We start from the raw sequence: 22,790 nt of genomic DNA on the forward strand, positions 1-22,790 counted from the left end.
CCTGTATCCGTGGATATCCTGCGAGCGTATCCGCATGCTCACTACCTCGGGAAAGACCTTCAAATATTTGCGGAGCTACCATAGGGTGGACAAAAAGAAATTATTCGAATCAGCGACTGGGACTTTAACTGGCAAGGGGACTATCGGTTCGCTGAACCATTATCACTTTCAGCCGGGAGCACTTTGGTCATGCGCTACCAATATGACAATTCAGCGAACAACTTCAGGAACCCAAACCATCCCCCAAAACGAGTTCGCTATGGATGGAATTCAACGGATGAAATGGGGGAAATCTCCTTACAGGTAATGACTGAGAATAAAAATGATCTGATGGTTCTTCAATCAGACTATTTTAAATACAAACTCAGATCTGAACCGAATAATCCCTATACGTATAACTCACTCGGCTACGCTCTGGCCTAACAAGGAAAGAAACAGGAAGCGTCCGAGCACTACCTGAAAGCACTTTCCATCAAACCGGATCTCGCATCCGCCCATAACAACCTAGGCGTCATTTATTCCGACAGAAACGAGGTTGAGAAAGCGCACTACCACTACCATCGAGCGACCCAAATCATTCCTAATTACTCCGAAGCTTATCACAACCAAGGAATCCTTTATCTGGAGAACCGCAAAGCTGAGGAAGCCCGCGCTCAATTTCAGAGTGCTTTAGAACTGAGACCCGAGCGACACCCAACTCGACTCTCCTTGGCAAAGGCTGAAATGGCTCTACGAAATTTTGAGACGGTTATGCGTATGCGACTCGATCACGTAGACCTTGTCATCCGCTCCTAAAACCATACCAACCGGCGTGACGATATCCGGATCTTCGGCAAACAGCGTGAGCTTGAGGTCAGGTTCGTGGACTTCAGGTAGTTGAGCCGTCAGATTGGCAGCTACCGAGAAAGCGAAAAGCAAGTGGGGTATTAGCTTGGTAAGCATTGAAGTATAAGATCTATCAATTTAATTAACGTAGATATTGGGAAAAGTAGATAAAATTATAACCCTGAGCAGCAGGCGTTAGCCAGAAACTGCGAGGTCTTTTCAAAAACCTCTTGGGAGACCCGGATTCCATGATTTTGATATCAATGATTTTGTCTTTTTTCAGTTATTACAGAATAATGGGTACAGAATCATCATGTTAAGATGGTAGGGCTACCGCACGTGCATTGCCACAGCCTGCTATATGGAACGGCTGGTCTCTGCAGTGCCGTAATGATTAACCACGCCTCAAACTATTTTAAAAACTGATCGAAGAAATCTCGCACGCGCAATTGGACTTTCTCGGTAGCAAACAGAGGTCCGCCGTGCCCGGCTCCGGCAAGTATGTCCAATTCGGAGTAAACGCCCTGAGCCTGAAGTGCGTGGTAGAGGCGTGTACTTTGGGAGAGAGGAACTCCAGGATCTTCATCACCATGCATGATGAGAAAGGGAGCATCATCGGAACTCACCTGGTAATACCCGCTCACTTGCTTTGCTAATTCTGGACACTCCCTGACCGTGCACCCGAGCAATTTGGCTCCATTGGAATTGGCCACATCCTCTTCGGTGCGGCCGTTGCCTACATTGTTCGGTGGCATCGTAAGCAGATCCGTTGGACCATACCAATCGCATACTGCCTGGACGCGACTGGAGACCTTTTCGTTTGGATCATAGGGCAAGGTACCCATCAGTGCAACGAGATGCCCGCCTGAAGAACTACCCCAGACACCGATTTTATCCGGATTCAATTGATACTCGTTAGAATGGGAACGGAGCCAACGGATCGCGTTGCGGCAGTCATCAATTTGCGCAGGCCACATGGCATCGTGCGATTGTCTAAAATCTATGCTGGCAACGGCATACCCATGCTCGACCAGGTATTTAGCTTTGGGGTTGTCCTTATTGCCATTCATCCAACCCCCGCCATGAACCCAAACCAACACGGGCAATAGACCTTTCGTATCCTTTGGGAGATAGAGATCCAACCCTTGGGGATTTCCTTCAGCCTCCGAGTAAATGAGGTCCGACTTAAGCGTGTAAGGGACTTCCTCCGCAAAGAGGACCGAACCACTGATAATGAGAAGTAGCGTAAATAAACGGGGTAGCATGGCATGATCTAACAAGGAGGTGCTCGCTTACAGCAACGTATTTCTTAATCGCGGATGGACACAGATGAACGCAGATTTAAATACAACAACTGAAAAATGAGAGTACTCTACTCTGGATCAATTGCTACTTAATTATTAAGCCACTGTAATTGGCACTGAATTATCAGAAACCATATGAATCAATATCTGTGTTCATCTGCGTCCATCTGCGGTTAACTCCTTCCAACCACTCTTGACCCAAAAGAAGCCAATGGCCAGATTTGACCCAGCTTATGGAAGACAAACCCAATATCATTCTCATCAATTGCGACGACCTGGGCTACGGGGACCTCGGTTGTTACGGCTCGACCAAGAATAATACTCCGCATCTGGACCGACTGGCAGCGGAGGGAAAGCGTTTCACTGATTTCTATATGGCCTCACCGGTTTGTTCGCCTTCACGAGGAGCCATGATGACAGGCTGTTATCCTCCGAGAATTGGTTTTGGAGAATTCGATGGAGAGATCGTGCTCTTTCCGGGGGACCCAATTGGTCTGAGTAACGACGAGACAACCATAGCTTCCCAACTAAAGGATGCCGGCTACACCACCAAGATTATTGGCAAGTGGCACTGTGGAGACCAACCCGAGTTTCTTCCGACCAATCATGGATTCGACGAGTATTTTGGCCTCCCTTACAGCAATGATATGGGACGACAATCCGATCGGCCGACGCGTCCACCGCTTCCCCTCCTGAGAAATGAAACCGTCATCCAGGAACAGCCGGATCAACGTGGCATCACCGAGCGTTACACGGACGAAGCGCTCCAGTTTATAAATAAAAACAAGGACCAGCCCTTCTTTCTCTACCTGGCACACATGTATGTGCACGTACCCCTCTTTGTGCCCAAGCAATTCCTTGAGAGTTCACGCAATGGAGCTTACGGTGGAGCCGTCGAATGTATCGATTGGTGCATGGGCGTCTTGTTGGACCAGCTCAAGCAACTCGGACTCGATGACAATACCTTGATCATCTTCACCAGCGACAATGGATCCCGTGCCCGCGACGAAGGCGGCAGCAACCAACCCTGTCGAGGCACCAAGGCGACCACCTGGGAAGGTGGACAGCGCGTCCCCTGTATCATGCGTTGGCCCAAGCGTATTCAGCCGGCCACTACTACCGAAGCTATTACCAGCTCGATAGACTTCTTCCCTACCCTATCCAATCTTGTCGGCGTCCCCAATTCCACCGAACGCAAACTCGACGGGGTGGATATTCAAGGCCTCATGTTCGATGAAGCCGGAGAAGCTCCTCGCGAAACCTTCTTCTACTATGCCCAAAACAATCTGGATGCTGTACGTGTAGGGGATTGGAAACTACACTTCTTAAAGGAAGGCAACCCGATCAAGGAGCTCTATAACTTGCGAGAAGATGTCAGCGAACAAAACAACGTCTATGAAGACAATCCACACATCGTAGAAGCCCTCTCAGCCAAAGCCGATGCAATGCGCCTGGACATCGGCGACGATGCCACCGGAGTAGTTGGTCAAAACATCCGCCCGGCCGGCCGACTCCCTGAAGGCAAGCCCCTCACCGAATACCGGGAAGACCACCCCTACATGATCGCCATGTACGACCTCCCAGACATGCCAACAATGTCGGGCTAGAATGACTCCATCCCAAGGATCAAGTTCTCAGCATATCCAAGGGACTCGGCACTCCCACGCCAGGTTGGGACATTTACTAATTTACGATACGCCACAATTCCAGCAGGTCGGAGCGACCACCTCCATTCCCTATTCCTCATACGTGAACTACGCATTTTCTGCAGATTACGAGAATGATAAGGCAACGTTACAATGGACCTTAGTAACTCTAGAAGATGGAACTCTTAAAGCCTGGGCCATGAAAATTAATTCTGATGCCTTCCTGGACACCCTTGAAAGCTCTGAAGAAACATCGACTAACTAGATGGACGTCGAATATTAAGGATCCTTCTCAGGCAATTCAGAGAGAAACGTCTGCCACCTTGCTTCTACCAACAATACCTACAACAAACTGTAATCACTACCCTCTAAAGTTCTCATCTCATACTTTATTAATAGAATGAAAACCTACCTCATCTATTTTGTAGATCATAACCGTGATGTTAACGAGCAAGCCCTGTCCTTGGGAGAGCAGATGTCCGAAGGCGAATACGCAATCGAAGAGACGTCAGAGCAAAAAGACAGAAACCGCGACCTTGCCCGATACTTTGAAGACAAATATGACGATCTCAATGAATTCATTAATCCATTTGGCAAGGAGGAGAGCGAAGAGTTAGGCATAGATTGGGATGATGATTCGGAAGAATCATTAGTACTGGCTGATTCGCAGGGGATGGAGTTGAAGCTCATCGGCAACTATTTTTTCCTGAGGCTTCCTCAACTCAAAACGATGTGGGAATCAGATCTAATTGATCGGCGAGTGGTAGAGATCATTTCCCACTGTCAAAAGCACTACACCGTTTTGGCTTTCGATGAAGAAGACAAAGAACTGCTCGACGATATCTCTGAGAGTCCTCAGATTTAGCGAGTGTACTTCGTTCTACCTCGTTCATGAAACTCCCTACCCTAGTTCTTCTTATTCTGTCATTTTCCCTGCTGTCATTCGGTAAAGACAGGCCAAATATTGTATTCATCCTCGCGGACGATCTGGGGATCGGAGACATCAAGTGCTTCTATGAGCCTTCGCAGGTGGAGACACCCAACATCGACAAGCTGGCAACTCAAGGTATGCGATTCACCCAGGCCTATGCATTGGGTTCGGTTTGCTCGCCAACTCGCTACGGATTGCTCAGTGGATTTTATCCCAGTCGTGGGCCTTTAAGGGAGAGCCCAGCCAGTGCATCAAGTCCTATATCGTTTGCTAAGGACATGCTTACCTTGCCCGCATTCTTAAAAAAGCAAGGTTACCGAACGGCGCATATTGGCAAATGGCATTTAGGCTATGGAGGTGAAAGCGGAATAACAAATTGGGCGGGCAAGCTGAGTCCGGGACCCAACGATATTGGTTTTGACTATCACCTGGGACTACCGACTAACCACAATGACAATTTCAAAACCTATGTGGAGAATGATCGATTACTCTGGCTCAAACAAGGCATCACTGAGCTACCTGAGAAACCGACGAAGGAGCAACTCAGCAAGATTCGTTACGATGACGAGGTCGACTCTACGCTAACGTCGAAAGCGATCGAATTCATAAAGGACAACCAAGAGGAACCTTTTTTTGTCTACCTGGCACTCGTGGCCACCCACACTCACATTACGCCCCATAAACAGTTTCGTGGCAGGAGTAACATTGGGCAATTGGGTGACTATATCGGTGAACTGGATTATCATGTTGGTGAAATCATGGAGGTACTTGAAGAGCTTAATCTGACGAACAACACATTACTCTTCTTTTCCAGCGACAACGGTGGACAGCAAAATGACCATCACACTGCTGGTAACAACCTGGACTTACGAGACGAGTCACAGGATGTTGCGGAAAAATCAAAGACTTCAAAGACAGTCGCTCGTGTAGAGTTTGGGCATCGCACCAATGGTGATTTCAATGGCTATAAAGGGAGTAATTTCGAAGGCGGATTCCGCGTACCCTTTATTGCCCGTTGGCCTGGAAAAATTGCCAAAGGAACGACGTCCGATCAAGTCATTGCACTCACCGACATGTTGGCGACCACAGCTGGTGTTCTGGACGAAGAGCTACCACCATCCGCCGGAGGCGATTCCTTTGACCTTAGTCCGGTGCTCTTAGGTAAACAGGTCAAAAAGCCCATCCGCCGGTCCACGATTCTACAAACTGGCCGGGGACTGTTGTCTTTTCGTTATAATGACTGGAAACTTCGTCTTACGAAAAATCCCACTTGGCATGGAGATAAGGTAGAGCTGCCCAATGATGAGTATGAGCTTTACCAGCTTGCCGATGATCCCGCGGAAACAAATGATCTATTTGCGAAATACCCCGAGCAAGTAGCAGAGCTGAAAGGACGATTATTGGATCTGCTGAATAAAGGAAGAAGCCATTAAATCCATGCGCTTACGCCACTCCTTATTCTTGATAGTCGGATGCAGTATTCTAACTACATTTGCAGGAGCAGAAAGAAAACTGCCTAACATTGTTATGATCATGGCCGACGATCTCGGCTGGAATGGATTGTCCTGCTAAGGGACAGAGCTGATTGAAACACCTCACCTGGATCAATTGGCCGCTGAAGGAATGCGTTTCACAGATGCTTACGCACTCTCACAATGCCTCCCTACTCGAGCTGCTATTTTCTCAGGACAATATGGGGCACGCACCGGACTCACTTCAGTAGAAACATCGTCTCCTGACTACACGCCGCTCATCTCACCTGGTCGCCCTGAAGGACTCTCACCAGAAACCTATACCCTATTCGAAATGCTTCGCGATGCCGGTTACACAACGGGAATGAGCGGCAAATGGCATATCGGCGGAGCCAATGGCATCAACTCACTCTTGAACAAACACGGGATCGAATTCTTTAACGATTACGGACTCGATTGGGTCAAACCGGGTCTACCCAATCGAAATGACAAACAGGTATCGGCCATAACGGATGACATGCTTGGATTTACCGAATCGAACAAAGACAAGCCCTTCATCGCCTACCTGGCCCATCGCTCCCCACACACAAGATTCGACGTACCCGAGGAAGCTATACAGAAAGTTCTCAAGCGTGGCTTCAAGCGAAGCAGCGATTCGGATGGTTTTTTTCACGAACGTGTCACCGCAGACTATATAGCGATGATTGAATACCTGGATGCTTCCGTAGGTAGAGTGCTCAACAAACTGGATGAACTGGAACTGACTGAAAACACTCTCGTTCTTTTTCTATCGGACAATGGAGGGCTCACCCGGGTCTGGTTCAACGACCCACTTCGCGGTGGGAAGGGTCAACTTTATGAAGGTGGTATTCGAGTCCCTTTGATTGCTCGCTGGCCAAACCATATCGAAGCGGGAACTACCAATTCCACACCCGTGCACGTGGTCGATCTGTTTCCTACGTTCATGGAGCTTGTAGGAGGACAGTCACAACCGGATCAAATCCTCGACGGCGTCAGCTTCCTACCATTGCTGCAAGGAAAGAAAATAACTCGTGAAGCGATCTACTCACACCACCCGGAATATGTAGTCGCATTTGCCAAGACACCCTGCTCCATGATTCGGAAAAGAAACTACAAACTCATCCACTACTTTGGCGATTATCTGGATCCGGAAGGGTGCGAACCCAAGGCGCATAGCCTCTCGGGCCGATTTATCCTAGGTGCTCGCACAGAACTGTTCGACCTCGCAAAGGATCCGGGTGAAACACGAGACCTTGCAGGTGCATTGCCGGAAATAACAAAAGAGCTCATGGCCGACCTCCAATCATGGTGGAATGATACCGATGCCAAAATGCCCACGCCCAATCCAAATATGGATCGCACTCAATGGATTTGGAACACAGTCACTGAGTAAACTTAAAATCTTTATCCCTTAAGTTTCCAGACCCGAAAAGTGGGACGACTTATATTATCGAAGCAGTCGACCAACGATCGAATCGGTCGATGTACTGGGCCATTATTCTAAGCTGGTTGGGCCTCGCCGAGTATAGGTTGTTCATCGAGGCAGTGAAGTACCTGTGAGGATTTATCCCTGAGGGCGGAAAGTTTTGAAACCGCAGATGAACTCAGATTCACGCAAATAGTTTTTTGTATACTAAAAAGAGCCAAATGATCAGGTAGGTAGCACAAAGAATGATACTATCAACTATAAAAAAGGCTGTAACCACGATTCCAATGAGCCTCAAAGAGTCCGCGATTGGGACGGCGGCGTCTTAACCTTATATTCAATGCTAAACTCGATAGACCGAGAACGACTGACAAAAGGAAAACTATTAAGGAATTAACCACTACCAAATGGAATGACACCCCGCCAACGGACACCAATGAACACGAATAAACAATTACGGCAGAGCTGAACTGACGTTTAGACAATTCGTGTCAATTAGTGTCCATTCGTCCTTAACTATTAGTAATTGAAAATTAGTTAAAACCGGCTTCTTCCGTCGTCGATGATCTTGGCGAGCTTGGACTTCATGTCCTCGAAAACTTCTGGATGGACCGTAGCGAGGTTGTTCTCTTCGCGGGGATCGGTGGAAAGGTCGTAGAGTCTGTAGCGAGCGACATCGGTGTTGGCCAGTTTGTTGGTCACCACGATGTTGCGGGCTTTACCTGAGTCGTGGCGCTGTAGTTTCCAATTGCCCACGCGAAACCCATAGTTGTTACCTTTGCCGTTGTCTTGCTGAACCAGGTGGTCGCGGCCCTTGGCTCCGGGCTCACCTAGCAAGGCTTCATGCACGTCAAAACTATCGAGGATGCCATCGGAAGGTAGATCGATTCCGGCCATCGACGCCAGACTTGCTGCCAGGTCGATGGTGCAAACCACTTCTTCGGAAACAGCAGGCTTAATTTTTCCTGGCCACCAGGTAATGAACGGAGTGCGTGTACCTCCTTCGTAGACGGAGTATTTACCACCGGTAAAAGGACCGTTGGGAGCGTGGTCGCCATTCGCTTCAAGCGCTTCATCCGCATAACCATCGTCACCCACGGGTCCATTGTCAGAACAGAAGACGATCATGGTATTATCATCGATCTCCAGACGCTTGAGCGTCTTGACCAGCTCGCCGACACACCAGTCAAGTTGCACGATGGCATCGCCACGGAAGCTGAGCTCGCTCTTTCCCTGGAAACGCTCGTGAGGGATGCGTGGCACGTGCAGGTCATGGGAGGCAAAAAACAGGAAGAAGGGTCCGTCTTTGTTTTCTTCGATCCATTTGTTGGATTGATTGACCCAGGCATCGGCCAGGTCTTCATCGCGGAATCGGGCTGCATGCCCACCGGTATAAAAGCCGATGCGACTGATGCCGTTATGGATGGTGGAGTTGTGTCCATGGGACCAATCCATTTTCAAAGTGTCGCGGTGGGTGATTCCAGTGGGGTGATCTTCCGATGGTTTTTTGCTTCCCACCCACAGTGGATCCGCCGGATCGAGGTTCAGCACGCGATGGTTTTCCACATACACTTGTGGAACACGGTCGTTGGTGGTGGGCAGTAGGAAATTGTAGTCGAAACCAATTTCGCGGGGTCCTGGCTTTAGCTCACCATTCCAATCCGGTCCATCGGGGCCACCCAGACCAAGGTGCCATTTTCCGATCACCGCGGTCTTATATCCACCTTGCTGCAAAAGCGAGGCAATGGTCTCCGTCCCAGGCTTCACAACTGCCGGGCTGTTGGGTGGAGCGATCCCGGTATTCGGAAAACGAAAGGCATAGGTGCCAGTGAGAAATGAATAACGGGTCGGCGTGCAGGTTGAGGCAGAACAATAGCCACTGGTAAATTGGATCCCCTCCTCAGCGAGCTTATCGATGTGGGGTGTTTTGACCCGTGTGGCGCCGTAGGCCGAGATGTCACCATAGCCCAGGTCATCCGCCATGATGACGATCACATTAGGTTTTTCGGCGGACAGAAAGGGCCCAGCAGCTAGAAAAGCGATTAAAAGAAGTGTGTGTCTAAGTAGTCGGTTCATCTTAAGTTCAGGTAGAATGAACCTTGCTTATACGACTCATCGTCAAAGAATCACAAGGCAAAGGAAGCCATCTTCAAAGATTTGCATGAAATACCCTGACAATTTCGTACCCGTTCCGGAAGTATTCTGGTCTTTTGAAACAGGAGCCCCGTTCAAGGCCTGTTCCGTTTGTGGTACAGACCTGAGGGCGCCTGGCACCCACTACTTCATCGAGAAAGCATTCAAGAAAGAGGAAGTGATTTTTGAATATGCGATGTGCTGGGAATGCCGGGAGGAGATCTCCAAAGATCTTTCCCAGAAGAGTATGGAACTCATAGTAAACTATTTCCAACAGCACGTGGACCCGGATAAGAGAAATGCGCAACTCAAGCAGGAAGCCCAGTTATCCACCGATGATTGGCTCGGAAACTGTTTGATTAAAGATACGCCCCTTTTGGAAGCTAAGGAGCATCAGATATACGGCCACTTTCTAGATGAAAACATGGTCTTCGATGTTTTCCCCTTTGCCCTCAGCGATCTCGCGGTCGATGACCTGATAAAACTGCTGTCCGACGAAACGCTGGGAACGCTGAATGATTTTTCGAACAAGCTCTTCGATATCGACCTCTCGAACCCGGTATTGATAATATAAACCCTCAGTTCATTTGTCTTTGAAGTTACTCTTATGAGTTCCGGCTTACCTACGCTTTCAGAAAATCGCTTCCTCAGGTTTTTTACTGTGACTGCACTCTATATGGCGCAGGGTATCGTCATGGGGGTGATCATCATTTCGCTTCCGGCTGTTCTGGCCGCCGAGGGCCTCACCGCGACCCAGGTAGGCAGCTTTGTGGGACTGGTTATGCTTCCCTGGTCCTTCAAGATATTGTTCGCGCCCCTGATGGATCGATTCACGGTCATAGCTATGGGTCGGCGCAGGCCCTGGATACTCGTTGGAATCATTGTTTCCGCCATTGGGTATTTTGGCATGGCCTCAATACAGAATCCGACTGAAAACCTGCCCCTCTTGATAGCCATGGGAATGGTCGCGGTAGGATGCAGCGCACTGATGGACGTTTCCGTCGATGGCATGGTAGTGGATATTCTACCCACCAAGGAACAGGCCCTGGCCAATGGACTCATGTGGGGAGGCAAGGTTCTGGGAACCGCGATCACCGCCTGGGCATCCGGTTGGATGTACAAAAACGTGGGCATCTCGGAAACGTTGTATGCTGCAGGGCTTCTCACTCTTGCGTTTGCCCTCTTTCCGTTGCTCATACGGGAACGATCCGGAGAGAGACTACTTCCCTGGACCACAGGCCAGGCTTCCGAGGAAACACTCAAGCTGCACGAGGGAAGCTGGCTATTCATTGGCAAAGGACTGCTCAAAGTCTTTCTATTACCTACCACCCTTTGGATGGCGCTGCTCGGTGCCACTGGCGGAAGTCTACAAGGATTTCTGGACGCCATGTTGCCTGTCTTAACTGTGCAGGAGCTCCAATGGCAGGCAGATGACTACTCAAACATCGGAGCGCTGTCCCAACTCATCTCCGGATTAATTGGCATGGTCCTTGGCGGTTGGTTGGCCAACCTACTTGGTTACAAACGGGCAGTAACACTTTTCTTGTCCATGCTCCTTTTAGCCAACGCAGCCGCTGCGCTTGCGGCACCTATCTGGGAAACACGATCCACCATCGTCAGTATCGCTATCATACACACTGCCCTGCGCACACTATCCATCATAACCTTCTTTTCCATCGCCATGGCCTTGTGCTGGAAGAAGATCGCCGCCAGCCAGTTTGCCATGTATATGATCTTTGCCAATTTTGGTTTCTCCTCTGGCTCTATTCTCTTCGGTCAGCTTTCCCAGGTCATCAGTTTCTCGCAGATGTTTTACGTCATGGGAGGTATCTGCTTTGTTGGGATCTTCGCGACAAGCCGCATTCATATTGATAAGCACAGCGAGCGTCTCACTACTCTTGATCAGGAGTCCTCCAGTCAAATCTCATAAAATCCTTCTGGTCAAAAGAATCATCGCTTTCATAATGCGCCCAAGATGAACAAGATCTCTTTCATCACCGCCAACTTTGTGGCGCGTGAACTGGGCTACGAGCTCACCGAAGGTTGGCACCAGGGCAATAATGCGACGAACGACTATTTTCGGTCCATTGATACCTTTCCCAAACGATTTGATGCATTGCTGAAAGAGATCAAACGCATGGGATTCCAGTCGATCGACCTATGGGTCTCTCACTTGCATTGGGCCTGGGCGACGAAGGAGCACAGCAAGATCGCCAATTCGCTGATAAACAAGCATCGGCTCAGGGTGGCCAGCATGGTGGGGAATTTCGGAGCCACTCGTCTTGAGCTGGAGGCCGCATGCCAAATGGCGAATGCCATGGAAATCCGTCTACTAGCGGGATCCGTCCCCTTCCTGCGCATCAACCGAGACGAAGCCGTAACGGTCCTCCGTGATTATAGCCTGGAATTTGCCCAAATGAATCAGAAGGAGGAATCCGCCGATCAATTGCTTAAAAAGGTCGGCTACGACAACCACGACATTCTGGGTATCGCTATCGATACCGGCTGGTATCAAGTTTTGAATGAGGGTCTCTTCGATGCCTTTGAGGAATTATCGCCCAATCTAAAGTTGGTCCACCTCAAGGATGTAGTCGCGATGGAGGGCAACACCACCTGCACTTATGAGAAGGGCGTAATCCCCGTCCACCAGTGCATTCAAAAGCTTCAGGAGATTCGGTTCAACGGATCCATCACGGTCGAGCACCATCCATTTGATCGGGATCCAGCAGAAGAATGCCAACACAACTTTGAGTTACTCAAGTCCTGGTTAACACCTCAAAACCAGCGCGCTCGAAGTCGGTAAGGAATATTTGCTTTCTAAAAAGACTCCTTCATAGAACAAGACCATGAGAATCACGCTACAGATCGCTACCCTACTCGCCTGCCTATGCGCACTGATGGGATGCAGCGGCAATGTCGAGTCGGGTGCGCTGAAGAAAGCCGGACTACTCGACTACGATTTTGTGATGGTCCAGGGAGCAAAACCTGTAAAAGGGAAACCCTTGGTCATTGAATTCTGGGCTACGTGGTGCGGCCCCTGTCATCGCCTCTTTCCCCATCTCAACGAAATGACTGAGGAACTGAAGGGAACCGATATTCAGTTTGTGGCGGTCACGAACGAGGCCTTCAACCTCACCAAAGAGTTCACCCGTGTTCGTCAGCTCAAGTATCCTGTAGCCTCGGACATAAAGGATCTTTATGGTCGGGCACTGAACGTCAGCTATATTCCCTTCGCTGTTATCGTGAATGCAGAGGGAGAAGTGGTGTGGTCAGGCCACTCTGGAAAACTCTCAAAACACCGCATTGAGTCCACCCTCGCTTCAAAAAGTTAAAAACGCCCAAAAAGTCATTGCCCCCTGGGAAAAATCCTCTTCTTTCTAAGGGACAATATGCAGACATCCCAACCACCATCCCACGAGGACATCGCTGAAGCGATCAAGCGGTTGACTGTTGAATTATCTGAAGCTTATCCCGATCCCTCAAAATTGACCCTCATTGGTATCGCCCGTGGAGGAGTTGAATTAGGAAAACGCATCCAGAAAGCATTGGCCGAGAAATTGAGCCGGGACATTCCGTATGGGGTCGTCGATATCTCATTCCATAGAGATGACATTTCATCGAATCCCGTTCCCAACATTCAATCTTTTGCCAACCTCCCCTTCAATGTTGAAGGAAAACACGTAGTACTAATCGATGACGTTGTCTTCTCAGGCCGTTCCGTACGAGCAGCCTTGAATGAAGTCTTTGACCAAGGGAGACCCAACTCTGTCAAACTCGCAGTGCTGGTCGATAGAGGAGGACGGAGCCTACCGATACAACCGGATTTCGTAGGCCTATCCCTCGATGTGGAAGATGGCCATCGAGTAGAAGTGAGCATCAGTGATCAGTCAGACACCCCCGATACAATTTCGATTGAAACCTAACTGCTGCTATGGAATGGACCCGCAAAGATCTCATCGGAATCGAACCTCTCTCACGGGAGGAACTCGAAGCCATATTCACCGTCGCATCTGGATTTAAACGCATCCTTGGGCGCTCAGTAAAAAAGGTCCCGGCCTTGAGGGGAAAGACCATCGTCAATCTCTTCCTGGAACCGAGCACCCGAACCAAGCTCGCATTCGAAATGGCCGCATCCAGACTCAGCGCAGATGTGATCACGGTCAATGCCGACGCCAGCAGCTTCGTAAAAGGTGAGACACTCAAGGATACTGCACGAAATATCTGTGCGTTGAATGCGGACATGATTGTGCTCCGCCATTCTGCTCCTGGGTCAGCAAAATACCTGAGCGAGATTGTGGATGTTCCCGTGATCAATGCAGGGGATGGTTCACACGAGCACCCCACTCAGGCTTTGTTAGATAACTTTACGATGCTTGAGCATCTAGACTCACTAGAGGGCAAGAAGGTCACCATCTTGGGAGACATTCTTTTTAGCAGAGTAGCTCGCTCAAATATTTTTTCCCTTACCAAGTTGGGCTCCGAAGTCACCGTCGCCGGACCAGCCACCCTGGTTCCTAAAACGTTTGAATCGATGGGCGTAAAAGTCATTCACGACTTAAAGACCGCACTCGCAGACGCAGATGTGGTCATGTTGCTACGGATACAACACGAGCGTCAGTCCTCAACCCACTTTCCGTCACTCGGTGAATACACGAGTATGTTCGGCATCAATAAGGAACGTGCCCAATGGCTCAAGCCAGACGCCTTAATCATGCACCCGGGGCCAATCAACCGAGGCGTGGAAATCGACTCCGAGCTGGCTGACTCAGATCGCTCAGTCATCCTGGAACAAGTCACCAACGGAATCGCCACTCGCATGGCAGTCCTTTACCTTTGCACAGGCGGATCCATATCCGCTTTGGAGAACTCTGCAGAATGAGCAGCCTACGCATCATCAAAAATGGTCGGATCATCGATCCGAAAAATGATCGAGACGAAGTCGCCGATCTATACATCAAAGACGGCAAGATTGCCGAATCACTCAGCGATGAAGAGATTCAAAATGCTGAGACCACAGACGCAAAAGGCTTAGTCGTCTGCCCCGGATTGGTTGACGTACACGTTCATTTGCGCGAGCCAGGACAGACCCACAAGGAAACCATTCAAACCGGTTCCTGGGCGGCAGCGGCGGGAGGATTTACAACGATCGTTTGCATGCCGAACACAAATCCGGCTGCAGACACTGCAGGCACGATTCAGTACATCAACGATGCTGCAAAGCGTGATGCCGTCGTGCATGTCTACCCAACTGGGTGTATCACCCAAGGCCGTTTGGGCGAAAAGCTAGCTCCCATTGGCAGTCTCAAAAAAGCGGGCGTGGTAGCGATTACCGACGATGGAGATTGCGTACAAAACAACGAGATCATGCGCCGTGCCCTCGAATATTGTAAGATGTTCGACCTGCCGATCATGGACCATTGCCAGGACATGTCTCTCACTGAAAACGCCGTCATGAATGAGGGCGAGTGGTCAATCCGGCTTGGTCTCAAAGGTTGGCCGGCAGCAGCGGAAGACATTATTGTCGCACGAAATGCTTTACTTTCGGAAATGACCGGAGCACATGTGCACATGCAACACATCAGTTCTGCCGGTGCCGTGGAAGTCATGCGTCGCGCCAAGCTTCGCAATGTCAATGTGACCGCGGAAGCAACTCCCCATCACCTCGCGCTGACGGATGCCTGTATCAAAGATTACGATACCAATTGTAAAATGAATCCCCCGCTTCGTACAGAGGCAGACCGACAAGCGCTCATAGAGGGACTCAGGGATGGCACCTTGGATATCCTGGCCACTGACCATGCCCCTCATACCAATTACGAGAAGGACAAGGAATTTGATTATGCACCCTTTGGCATTCTGGGTTCAGAAACCTGTTTTGCGGTTTCCCAGCAAATCTTGTGCGGAGAAGCGGGCATCCCTTTGAATGAGGTCATCGCCTGGCTCACCTACAAACCAGCTGAACTCGTGAAACTTCCAGCGGGGACACTCACCCCGGGAGCACCAGCCGATGTGGCAATCCTGGATCCGGAAGGAACCTGGACGGTGAATGAAGAAACCATTTTCAGTAAGTCGCAGAATTCACCTTGGTGGGGTGATGAACTAACCAGTAAGACCGTGGCAACTATCGTCGCTGGAAAGACCGTTTTTGAAGACGGTCAGATTGTCGGGTAAAGATAGGGTATCCTCGGTATCACAACTGCGGTGAATTCAATGTAGGGCCAGTTGCTTGCAACTCGGCCTCTTGGACGCGACACCTATTTGGCATCGATGCAAGCATCGAGCCCTACGAAAGAGAATTAAACGATCGAAGCCTCAACGGTAGTTTACGCTTCGCTGTCGGCGTTCGCCTCGGTAGTTCGCGACCCAGATTGGTAGGGACGGATCGCCGTACCGAGGCGAAGCCGACATCACCCACCGTCCGTTTGCAATGTCGTAGGGTGCCCTCGGCGAGGTCGCCCTACCCATTCCAGTCAGGCTACTCCCCTGCTGCTTCAGCCGCTTGTTTTTCAGCCACTTCAATTTTGGTTACCTCATCAAGGAAGCGTCGCAACAATTCTGGAATGCCTTCGTCGCTCAAACAGGAGATGGGAGAGATTGCGACGTCGTGTTTTTCCTTGAAGGCCTTTAAGTTCTCCTGAGCCGTTTCTTCATCCATTTTGTTGGCAACCACCAGAATGGGTTTTTGAAGCAAGCCCGCATCATAGTTGTCCAGCTCGGCTAACAAATCCGTGTAGTCCTCCGCCGGATCCCGGCCTTCCATCCCAGCCATGTCGATAATGATGCACAAGAGTTTGCAGCGCTCGATGTGACGGAGAAAACGGTGGCCTAATCCACGGTTTTCACTGGCCCCTTTGATGAGCCCAGGAATATCCGCTAGAATCAAACGGCGGTAATCGTCGGGATACTCAATGATACCGATATGCGGATTCAGAGTAGTAAAGGGATAATCTGCGATCGTGGGGTGAGCACGAGTGATCTCATTGGTCAGGGATGATTTCCCTGCGTTGGGAAATCCCACGAGTCCGATTTCAGCAATGATTTTGAGGACCAGTTTAAAATCTCCCCGCTCTCCTTCGGTTCCTGGATTAGCGCGGCGAGGCGTTTGGTTAACCGAGCTTTTAAAGTGGGTATTTCCCCAGCCACCTGAACCGCCCTTACAGATAATAAATTCTTCTTCGTGGGTGAGGAGCTCTTTGACAGGCCGCCCTGTGCTTTTGTCGATAACGATCGTGCCCAAGGGAACTTTCAATAAGCGATTCTCCCCCGTTTTACCATGTTGGTCGGATCCCCTACCCGGCTCTCCGGATTTACCTTTATAGGTATGGGTATAGCGATAAGCTGTCAGGTCACCTACGTTTTCGTCGGCCTGCAAAATAACATGGCCACCATTGCCGCCATCTCCCCCATTGGGTCCTCCGTGGGGAATATATTTTTCCCTTCGGAAACTGATGCAGCCATGGCCACCATCACCAGCAATCAGGGTTACCTCTACCTCATCTATAAACATGGCGGCCTAATGGAGAGCAGTTTACGGGTGCAGTCAAGCAGCGTACGAGCGCTATTAGGTTAGGCCGATGGCATCCCTTCCACGCCTTTTGTGGAGGCGTGTGGAACGGCAGAGCGGGGACGCTCTTGCCCTACCTTTCGACTATAATATGGTAGGGCAACTGCGCGTGCCTTGCCACAGCCTCCTGGCGGCGGTTGGTCCTCGCAGTGCCGAAATATTTTGTTTCAATCAACAAACTTACAATGAACAACTCCCTTAAAGACATTCAGTCCTACATTCGCGAACTGGCCAACCCAACCATTGCCGAGCATTCGGCACGTTTCTTCAAATCCGGGCCCGGAGAATACGCAGAAGGAGATCTTTGTCTGGGCGTTCGGGTGCCTGTCATTCGCCAAATCGCCAAGCAGTTCGCTCAAGCTGAACTCCAGGTTGTCTTCAAATTACTCGAATCTATGTATCACGAGGAACGTCTGCTTGCCTTGATCATGATGGGCAACCGATGCAAGAAAGCCCCCGATTCGGCAGAACACAAAGTCATCTACGACCACTACTTGGCGAACACCCAATATGTAAATAACTGGGATCTGGTTGATTGTTCCGCACACTACATCGTAGGCCGGTACTTACTCCACCGGAGCCGAAAGCCGCTCTATAAACTGGCCAAGTCCTCCCTGCTCTGGGATCGCCGCATATCCATGATCACGACCTGGATCTTTATCCGGGAAGATGAGACCGAGGATGTCCTGAAGCTGGCCGAAATATACCTGAACGACGAACACGACCTGATGCACAAGGCCGTGGGTTGGATGCTTCGTGAAATGGGAAAACGACATCCCGCCGCAGAAACTGCATTCCTGGATCAACATTACAAAACAATGCCCCGGACCATGCTTCGTTACGCGATCGAAAAATACCCGGAAAAGGATCGCCAAGCCTACCTCAAAGGCTTGCGATAATCTTAATCACTTTCCCCACACCACAGCTACCCCATGAAAAACGCCCTTCTTCTTCTGTTCGCATCCACCGTTCTATTATCTTCCACGCACGCGCAATCCGGTCGGGAGAGCTCATTTATCCAATGGAATCACGAAGAGCCAAGAGACCGTGATCTGCCTGTCCCGGACTACTACCTTCACAAGACCTTCCAATCGAAAGCGGCTGGTCAGGAAGTTGGATACTGCATTTACCTGCCTCCCGACTATGACGCAAACACCGGTAAACAGTACCCCGTCATATACAACCTTCATGGTAACGGCGGAAGTGAATGGAACCGCGGACAGGAATGCACCGTACTTCACGAAGGTATTCTTTCGGGGAAATGGCCGCCAATGATCATGGTCTTTCCCAACGGAGGCAAAACGACCTTCTATAAAGATTCTTACGATGGCGAACTCCCCATCGAGACGATGTTCATCAAAGAATTAATTCCCCACATTGATTCGACCTACAGAACGATTGCACGCCGCGGAGGTCGAGCCATCGAGGGGTTTTCCATGGGAGGAAGAGGCTCTACCCGGCTGGTGATGAAGTACCCCGAGATGTTCTGCTCGCTATTTTGCCAGGCTGGGAACGTTCCTCGCCTGGCCGATTGGTACCACGAAAGTACAGCCGACGCCTACCCCAGGTATTACCTCGGACCCGAAAAGCGGGCCTACATTGAAAACGATGCTTTCCTGTTACTGGAGAAGAACCTCAAAGCAATAAAGCAAGTACGTATTCTCATCGCTTGTGGCACGCAGGATGACACGCACATCGTCACGATTCGGGACTTTCATCAGGCACTACTAGACGCGGGTGTAGATCACACGTATTGGGAACTGGAGGGCTTGGCCCACAACCGGAAGAAGTTCATCGAACTGCTCTCCCCCATCCTCTACGACTACCATGTAGAATCATTCAGACGGGCCCAAGCGATCGACTGATCGAACGAGTGGCCACCGTTTTCCGTAACACATTCGTAACACTCCCTACACAAACATTTGACGATAGATGACTATACAATGCACAAGCTGTGTGTTCTTATTGATCGCTTCAAGGTGTTTTAGGGCTCCCACCCTGAAGGAAACATATTAGGGAAAGAAAGGGTCAGCAGTGTGATCTTAGGTGCGGTGCGTAGATTAAAAAAATATGGTGTGCTACTTGGACTCGTGGGAATAACTACGGGTGCCTTCGCTGCGCCATCCCCAAAGTCATCCCTCAAAAGCTACGAACCCATTTCAGGTATTTCCGGCAACCTGACCACGGTGGGCTCTGACACCTTGAACAACTTGATGACGTTGTGGGCAGAGTCCTTTCGGGCCTACTACCCCAATGTTAATATTCAGGTAGAGGGCAAAGGCTCCTCTACCGTTCCGCCAGCATTAATTGAGGGCACCGCTCAATTTGGGCCCATGAGTCGGGCAATGAAGTCGGGGGAAATCGACGCATTCGAAAAGGAGTACGGGTACAAACCCACCAAGATCGGTGTAGCGATCGATGCACTAGCAATTTTCGTGCACAAGGACAACCCCATCGATGGACTGACGATGAGACAGGTGGACAGCATATTCTCCAACACCTTCAAGACAGGAGGATCACCCATCTGGACCTGGGGAGACGTCGGTCTGAAAGGAGATTGGTATGACCGCTCGGTTAGTCTTTATGGAAGAAATAGCGCTTCCGGAACATACGGTTATTTCAAACAGGTGGCACTCAGGAAAGGCGACTACCGGGAAAGCGTAAAAGAGCAGCCGGGATCTTCGGCCGTGGTTCAGGGTATATCGGCCGACGTTTATGGCCTCGGGTATTCTGGAATTGGATACCACACATCAGGAGTAAAGCCTCTGAGACTCGGAGTCTCCGAACTCTCGATGTTTGAACCTACCTTTGAAAACTGTATCAGCGGTGACTATCCCCTCGCCCGCCTACTGTATATTTACATTAACAAAAAGCCGAATCAATCGGTCGATATGCTGACACGAGAGTTCCTCAAATTCATACTCTCCAAAGAAGGACAAACAGTCGTGGTAAAAGACGGCTACTTCCCTCTTCCACCTGAAATTGTGGATGATATGATTTCGATCGTAGAAGAGTAATTCAAAACCAGAAATCAGCATGGTTTCTGGATTTGAGCTTAGAAGCTTCCCAATATTTAAGGCTCGTCTAAGCAGCCCGTCAAAATCAAGTTGTATCTTTTTATCAGTATCTGTGAGCTACGACCTGAGTCCTCCCGGAAACCAGGATGAAACATAAGTACCAAGCCTTCAAAGTCCCAAAACGCTTTCGCGTACAAAGCAAAACGCTTTGGTTCGACCACTTCATGAACTACTTCATTGTAGTAGGCGGAGCCGCCGTCATTGCGGCGGTATTGGGCATATTCGTCTTTATCTTCATGCAGATCCTCCCTTTGTTTCGGGGCGCCAACCTCCGTCCATTGGCAGAATACAAAGTGACTGAGAAGACTGAAGACCTGCACGCATTCGATATGGACGAATGGGCTGAATTGCCGGTCGTCATTCACAAGGATGGAACCCTACGCTACGTCGATATCAGCGGTGACCGGGGCACCATCGAATACGCAGCTGTGTTTGGTGAAAACCAAACGATAGCTGCACTTAGCTACAACAGCCTCAAACGCATCCTGGTCGCATCCAACGATTCAGGCCAATTCGCATTTGCAAACCTGGGCTACCGATCAGAGTTTGATGAGCAGGGCAACCGAACCATTCATCCCGTAATTGAAGCCTCCGATTGGTATCCGTTGGCCGCTGACGGGGAATCGATCCAGGCCATCGATTACGGCGATGGGGATTCCAATAAAATGGCAGCAGCAATTTGTGAAGACGAATCGGGGAACAAACGGATACGAGTAGCCACGCTCAACCAACGAAGGTCACTCTTTGGAGGAGGGGGAGAAATATCAATCGGCCTTACTTTCGAGCTATCTGAAGCTATTCAAGCGGAGGTAAAGTCCATTGATGTAAGTCCCAATGGAGATCTCCTCTTAATAACGGCCAACGACGGAGAATTGATTTTATTTGTTTATGAAGATGGTGGCCTTGAGCAGCGGCAGCGTTTCCACCCATTTTCAGCTGGCCAAGATACCACTCTAGCAAAAGCGGAATTCTTACTCGGGGACACGTCCCTGAGTATCGTGGGAAGCAACGGTGAAAATGTGATTCACAGCCTCTCACTCGATTCAGGATTAGGCAAACGGGTGTTTTCAAAGACCAAGGAAATGAAACCGCTTCCAGGTGAGGTAATCCACTACTACCCTGGTGTCAGAAACAAAAGTTTTTTACTGACCACCCAGCACCATGCATCCCTCCGATACAGCACGACAGAAGACATCCGCTGGAAAGAGGACTTTGATTTTGAAATAACGGAAGGAATCATTGGCGAAAAATACGATCGTATCGCACTGCTGGACACAGCTGGAATGCTTCATGTTTTTCTACTGGATGACCCCCATCCTCAGGCCGGTTTCAACGCCTTCTTTGGAAAGATCCATTACGAAGGTCAGGCACAGGCCGACTATGTATGGCAATCCACGGGCGGCACTGATGACTTTGAACCGAAGCTCTCACTGATCCCCCTGATCATTGGTACTTTAAAAGGCACCTTTTACGCCATGCTTTTCGCGATACCGATCGCTCTGCTGGCGGCACTCTATACCTCCCAATTCCTTGACCCTAAATTACGCGACTTCGTCAAACCCACGATGGAAATCATGGCGTCGCTTCCTTCGGTCGTGCTTGGGTTTGTCGCGGCGCTTTGGTTAGCTCCGTTGGTGGATACTCGCATACCGTCGCTCATGCTTATCGTCCTGGTTGTGCCAACTGCGACGCTTATATTTGCTTGGTTTTGGTCAAAGCTCCCAAAGCAGTTTCGACTCCGCATACCATCTGGCCTGGAATTCATCATACTCACGCCGATCCTTCTGATAGTCTGCTATTTCTGCTGGAATCTTGGGCCCGTTTTCGAACGTATTTTCTTTATCGTGACCAATCCGACCACCGGAGAACGGGTCGCAGATTTCCGGCTCTGGTGGCCTGAATTCACTGGCGCCACCTATACGCAACGCAATTCGCTGATCGTGGGATTCATGATCGGTTTTGCCGTCATTCCTATTATTTTCACGATCGCGGAAGACGCGATGAGCAACGTGCCACCAGCCATACGATCCGGTTCTCTTGCCTTGGGAGCGAGTCGCTGGCAAACGGCCATTAACATCGTGCTGCCGACGGCTTCTCCGGGAATCTTTTCCTCTGTCATGATCGGCTTCGGCCGAGCCGTTGGAGAAACAATGATCGTTGTAATGGCGACGGGAAATACTCCGCTGAAAGATTTTAATATTTTCAGTGGTATGCGCACCCTATCTGCCAACATTGCTGTCGAACTACCCGAAGCCCCATACCACGGAACCCTCTACCGAACACTCTTCCTGGGCGCTCTAGTCCTGTTCGTCATGACCTTTGTGGTAAATACCGTAGCGGAAGTGCTGCGCGATCAACTCAAGGATCGCTACAAAACCGGCGAATAACGCT

21 protein-coding genes are annotated in these 22,790 nt (G+C 50.0%); 17 read left to right on the plus strand and 4 right to left on the minus strand.

The window, feature by feature from the left end; all coding sequences use genetic code 11:
• Window positions 1-456 precede the first annotated feature (456 nt).
• Window positions 457-795, plus strand: coding sequence for a tetratricopeptide repeat protein (locus tag GA003_13670; protein QXD30439.1), 339 nt, complete (start codon window positions 457-459; stop codon window positions 793-795).
• On the opposite strand, the gene GA003_13675 is transcribed toward GA003_13670, so the two are convergent.
• Window positions 730-942, minus strand: coding sequence for a hypothetical protein (locus GA003_13675; GenBank protein ID QXD27068.1), 213 nt, complete (start codon window positions 940-942; stop codon window positions 730-732). The two genes, GA003_13670 and GA003_13675, sit on opposite strands and share 66 nt — an antisense overlap.
• Before the next feature lie 293 nt (window positions 943-1,235).
• Window positions 1,236-2,090, minus strand: coding sequence for an alpha/beta hydrolase (locus GA003_13680; GenBank protein QXD27069.1), 855 nt, complete (start codon window positions 2,088-2,090; stop codon window positions 1,236-1,238).
• 272 nt (window positions 2,091-2,362) lie between these two features.
• Between GA003_13680 and GA003_13685 the strand changes: the two genes are divergently transcribed.
• From GA003_13685 to GA003_13705, 5 genes are all read left to right on the plus strand, one after another.
• On the plus strand, window positions 2,363-3,736 hold the full coding sequence (locus GA003_13685; protein QXD27070.1) for a sulfatase: 1,374 nt from the start codon (window positions 2,363-2,365) through the stop codon (window positions 3,734-3,736).
• Between the two features lies 1 nt (window position 3,737).
• Entirely contained in the window at window positions 3,738-4,040 is a 303-nt protein-coding gene (locus GA003_13690) for a hypothetical protein (GenBank protein QXD27071.1), read from the plus strand.
• Window positions 4,041-4,175: 135 nt separating this feature from the next.
• Window positions 4,176-4,640: a hypothetical protein gene (locus tag GA003_13695; GenBank protein ID QXD27072.1), complete on the plus strand. Its 465-nt coding sequence runs from the start codon at window positions 4,176-4,178 to the stop codon at window positions 4,638-4,640.
• Window positions 4,641-4,666: 26 nt separating this feature from the next.
• A complete protein-coding gene (locus tag GA003_13700) occupies window positions 4,667-6,139 on the plus strand; it encodes a sulfatase-like hydrolase/transferase (protein QXD27073.1) in 1,473 nt (490 codons plus the stop codon).
• Between the two features lie 190 nt (window positions 6,140-6,329).
• The gene (locus GA003_13705; GenBank protein ID QXD27074.1) at window positions 6,330-7,592 is read left to right on the plus strand and encodes a sulfatase-like hydrolase/transferase; all 1,263 of its coding nucleotides are present in this window, start codon (window positions 6,330-6,332) and stop codon (window positions 7,590-7,592) included.
• Between the two features lie 570 nt (window positions 7,593-8,162).
• On the opposite strand, the gene GA003_13710 is transcribed toward GA003_13705, so the two are convergent.
• Window positions 8,163-9,701, minus strand: a complete 1,539-nt coding sequence (locus GA003_13710) for an arylsulfatase (protein ID QXD27075.1) — start codon at window positions 9,699-9,701, stop codon at window positions 8,163-8,165.
• 85 nt (window positions 9,702-9,786) lie between these two features.
• Here GA003_13710 and GA003_13715 point away from each other — a divergent pair, with 85 nt between their 5' ends.
• Genes GA003_13715 through GA003_13745 form a run of 7 tightly spaced genes read left to right on the plus strand, consistent with a single transcriptional unit; the run spans window position 9,787 to window position 15,929 of the window.
• Window positions 9,787-10,332, plus strand: a complete 546-nt coding sequence (locus tag GA003_13715; protein ID QXD27076.1) for a hypothetical protein — start codon at window positions 9,787-9,789, stop codon at window positions 10,330-10,332.
• 33 nt (window positions 10,333-10,365) lie between these two features.
• Entirely contained in the window at window positions 10,366-11,688 is a 1,323-nt protein-coding gene (locus GA003_13720; protein ID QXD27077.1) for an MFS transporter, read from the plus strand.
• A 45-nt stretch (window positions 11,689-11,733) separates the two neighbouring features.
• Window positions 11,734-12,561 (plus strand): sugar phosphate isomerase/epimerase, encoded by an 828-nt coding sequence (locus tag GA003_13725; protein QXD27078.1) that lies wholly within the window; start codon window positions 11,734-11,736, stop codon window positions 12,559-12,561.
• A gap of 43 nt (window positions 12,562-12,604) precedes the next feature.
• Window positions 12,605-13,090, plus strand: coding sequence for a TlpA family protein disulfide reductase (locus GA003_13730; protein QXD27079.1), 486 nt, complete (start codon window positions 12,605-12,607; stop codon window positions 13,088-13,090).
• Window positions 13,091-13,147: 57 nt separating this feature from the next.
• Window positions 13,148-13,681, plus strand: coding sequence for a bifunctional pyr operon transcriptional regulator/uracil phosphoribosyltransferase PyrR (gene pyrR / locus GA003_13735; protein ID QXD27080.1), 534 nt, complete (start codon window positions 13,148-13,150; stop codon window positions 13,679-13,681).
• Window positions 13,682-13,689: 8 nt separating this feature from the next.
• Complete coding sequence (locus GA003_13740) at window positions 13,690-14,637, plus strand: aspartate carbamoyltransferase catalytic subunit (protein ID QXD27081.1); 948 nt, start codon at window positions 13,690-13,692, stop codon at window positions 14,635-14,637.
• The gene (locus GA003_13745; protein QXD27082.1) at window positions 14,634-15,929 is read left to right on the plus strand and encodes a dihydroorotase; all 1,296 of its coding nucleotides are present in this window, start codon (window positions 14,634-14,636) and stop codon (window positions 15,927-15,929) included. Before GA003_13740 ends, GA003_13745 begins: the two co-directional genes overlap by 4 nt.
• A gap of 304 nt (window positions 15,930-16,233) precedes the next feature.
• Here GA003_13745 and obgE read toward each other — a convergent pair whose 3' ends face one another.
• Entirely contained in the window at window positions 16,234-17,265 is a 1,032-nt protein-coding gene (gene obgE / locus GA003_13750; GenBank protein QXD27083.1) for a GTPase ObgE, read from the minus strand.
• Between the two features lie 242 nt (window positions 17,266-17,507).
• Between obgE and GA003_13755 the strand changes: the two genes are divergently transcribed.
• The 4 genes from GA003_13755 (at window position 17,508) to GA003_13770 (ending at window position 22,786) form a co-directional block, all read left to right on the plus strand.
• A complete protein-coding gene (locus tag GA003_13755) occupies window positions 17,508-18,221 on the plus strand; it encodes a DNA alkylation repair protein (protein QXD27084.1) in 714 nt (237 codons plus the stop codon).
• A gap of 33 nt (window positions 18,222-18,254) precedes the next feature.
• Window positions 18,255-19,187, plus strand: coding sequence for an esterase family protein (locus GA003_13760; protein QXD27085.1), 933 nt, complete (start codon window positions 18,255-18,257; stop codon window positions 19,185-19,187).
• A 186-nt stretch (window positions 19,188-19,373) separates the two neighbouring features.
• Window positions 19,374-20,339: a phosphate ABC transporter substrate-binding protein gene (locus GA003_13765; GenBank protein QXD27086.1), complete on the plus strand. Its 966-nt coding sequence runs from the start codon at window positions 19,374-19,376 to the stop codon at window positions 20,337-20,339.
• A 146-nt stretch (window positions 20,340-20,485) separates the two neighbouring features.
• Window positions 20,486-22,786, plus strand: a complete 2,301-nt coding sequence (locus tag GA003_13770) for an ABC transporter permease subunit (GenBank protein QXD27087.1) — start codon at window positions 20,486-20,488, stop codon at window positions 22,784-22,786.
• The last annotated feature ends 4 nt before the right edge of the window (window positions 22,787-22,790 follow it).

It is taken from the genome of Opitutia bacterium ISCC 52 (assembly GCA_014529675.2).
GTDB lineage: Bacteria > Verrucomicrobiota > Verrucomicrobiia > Opitutales > UBA2995 > UBA2995.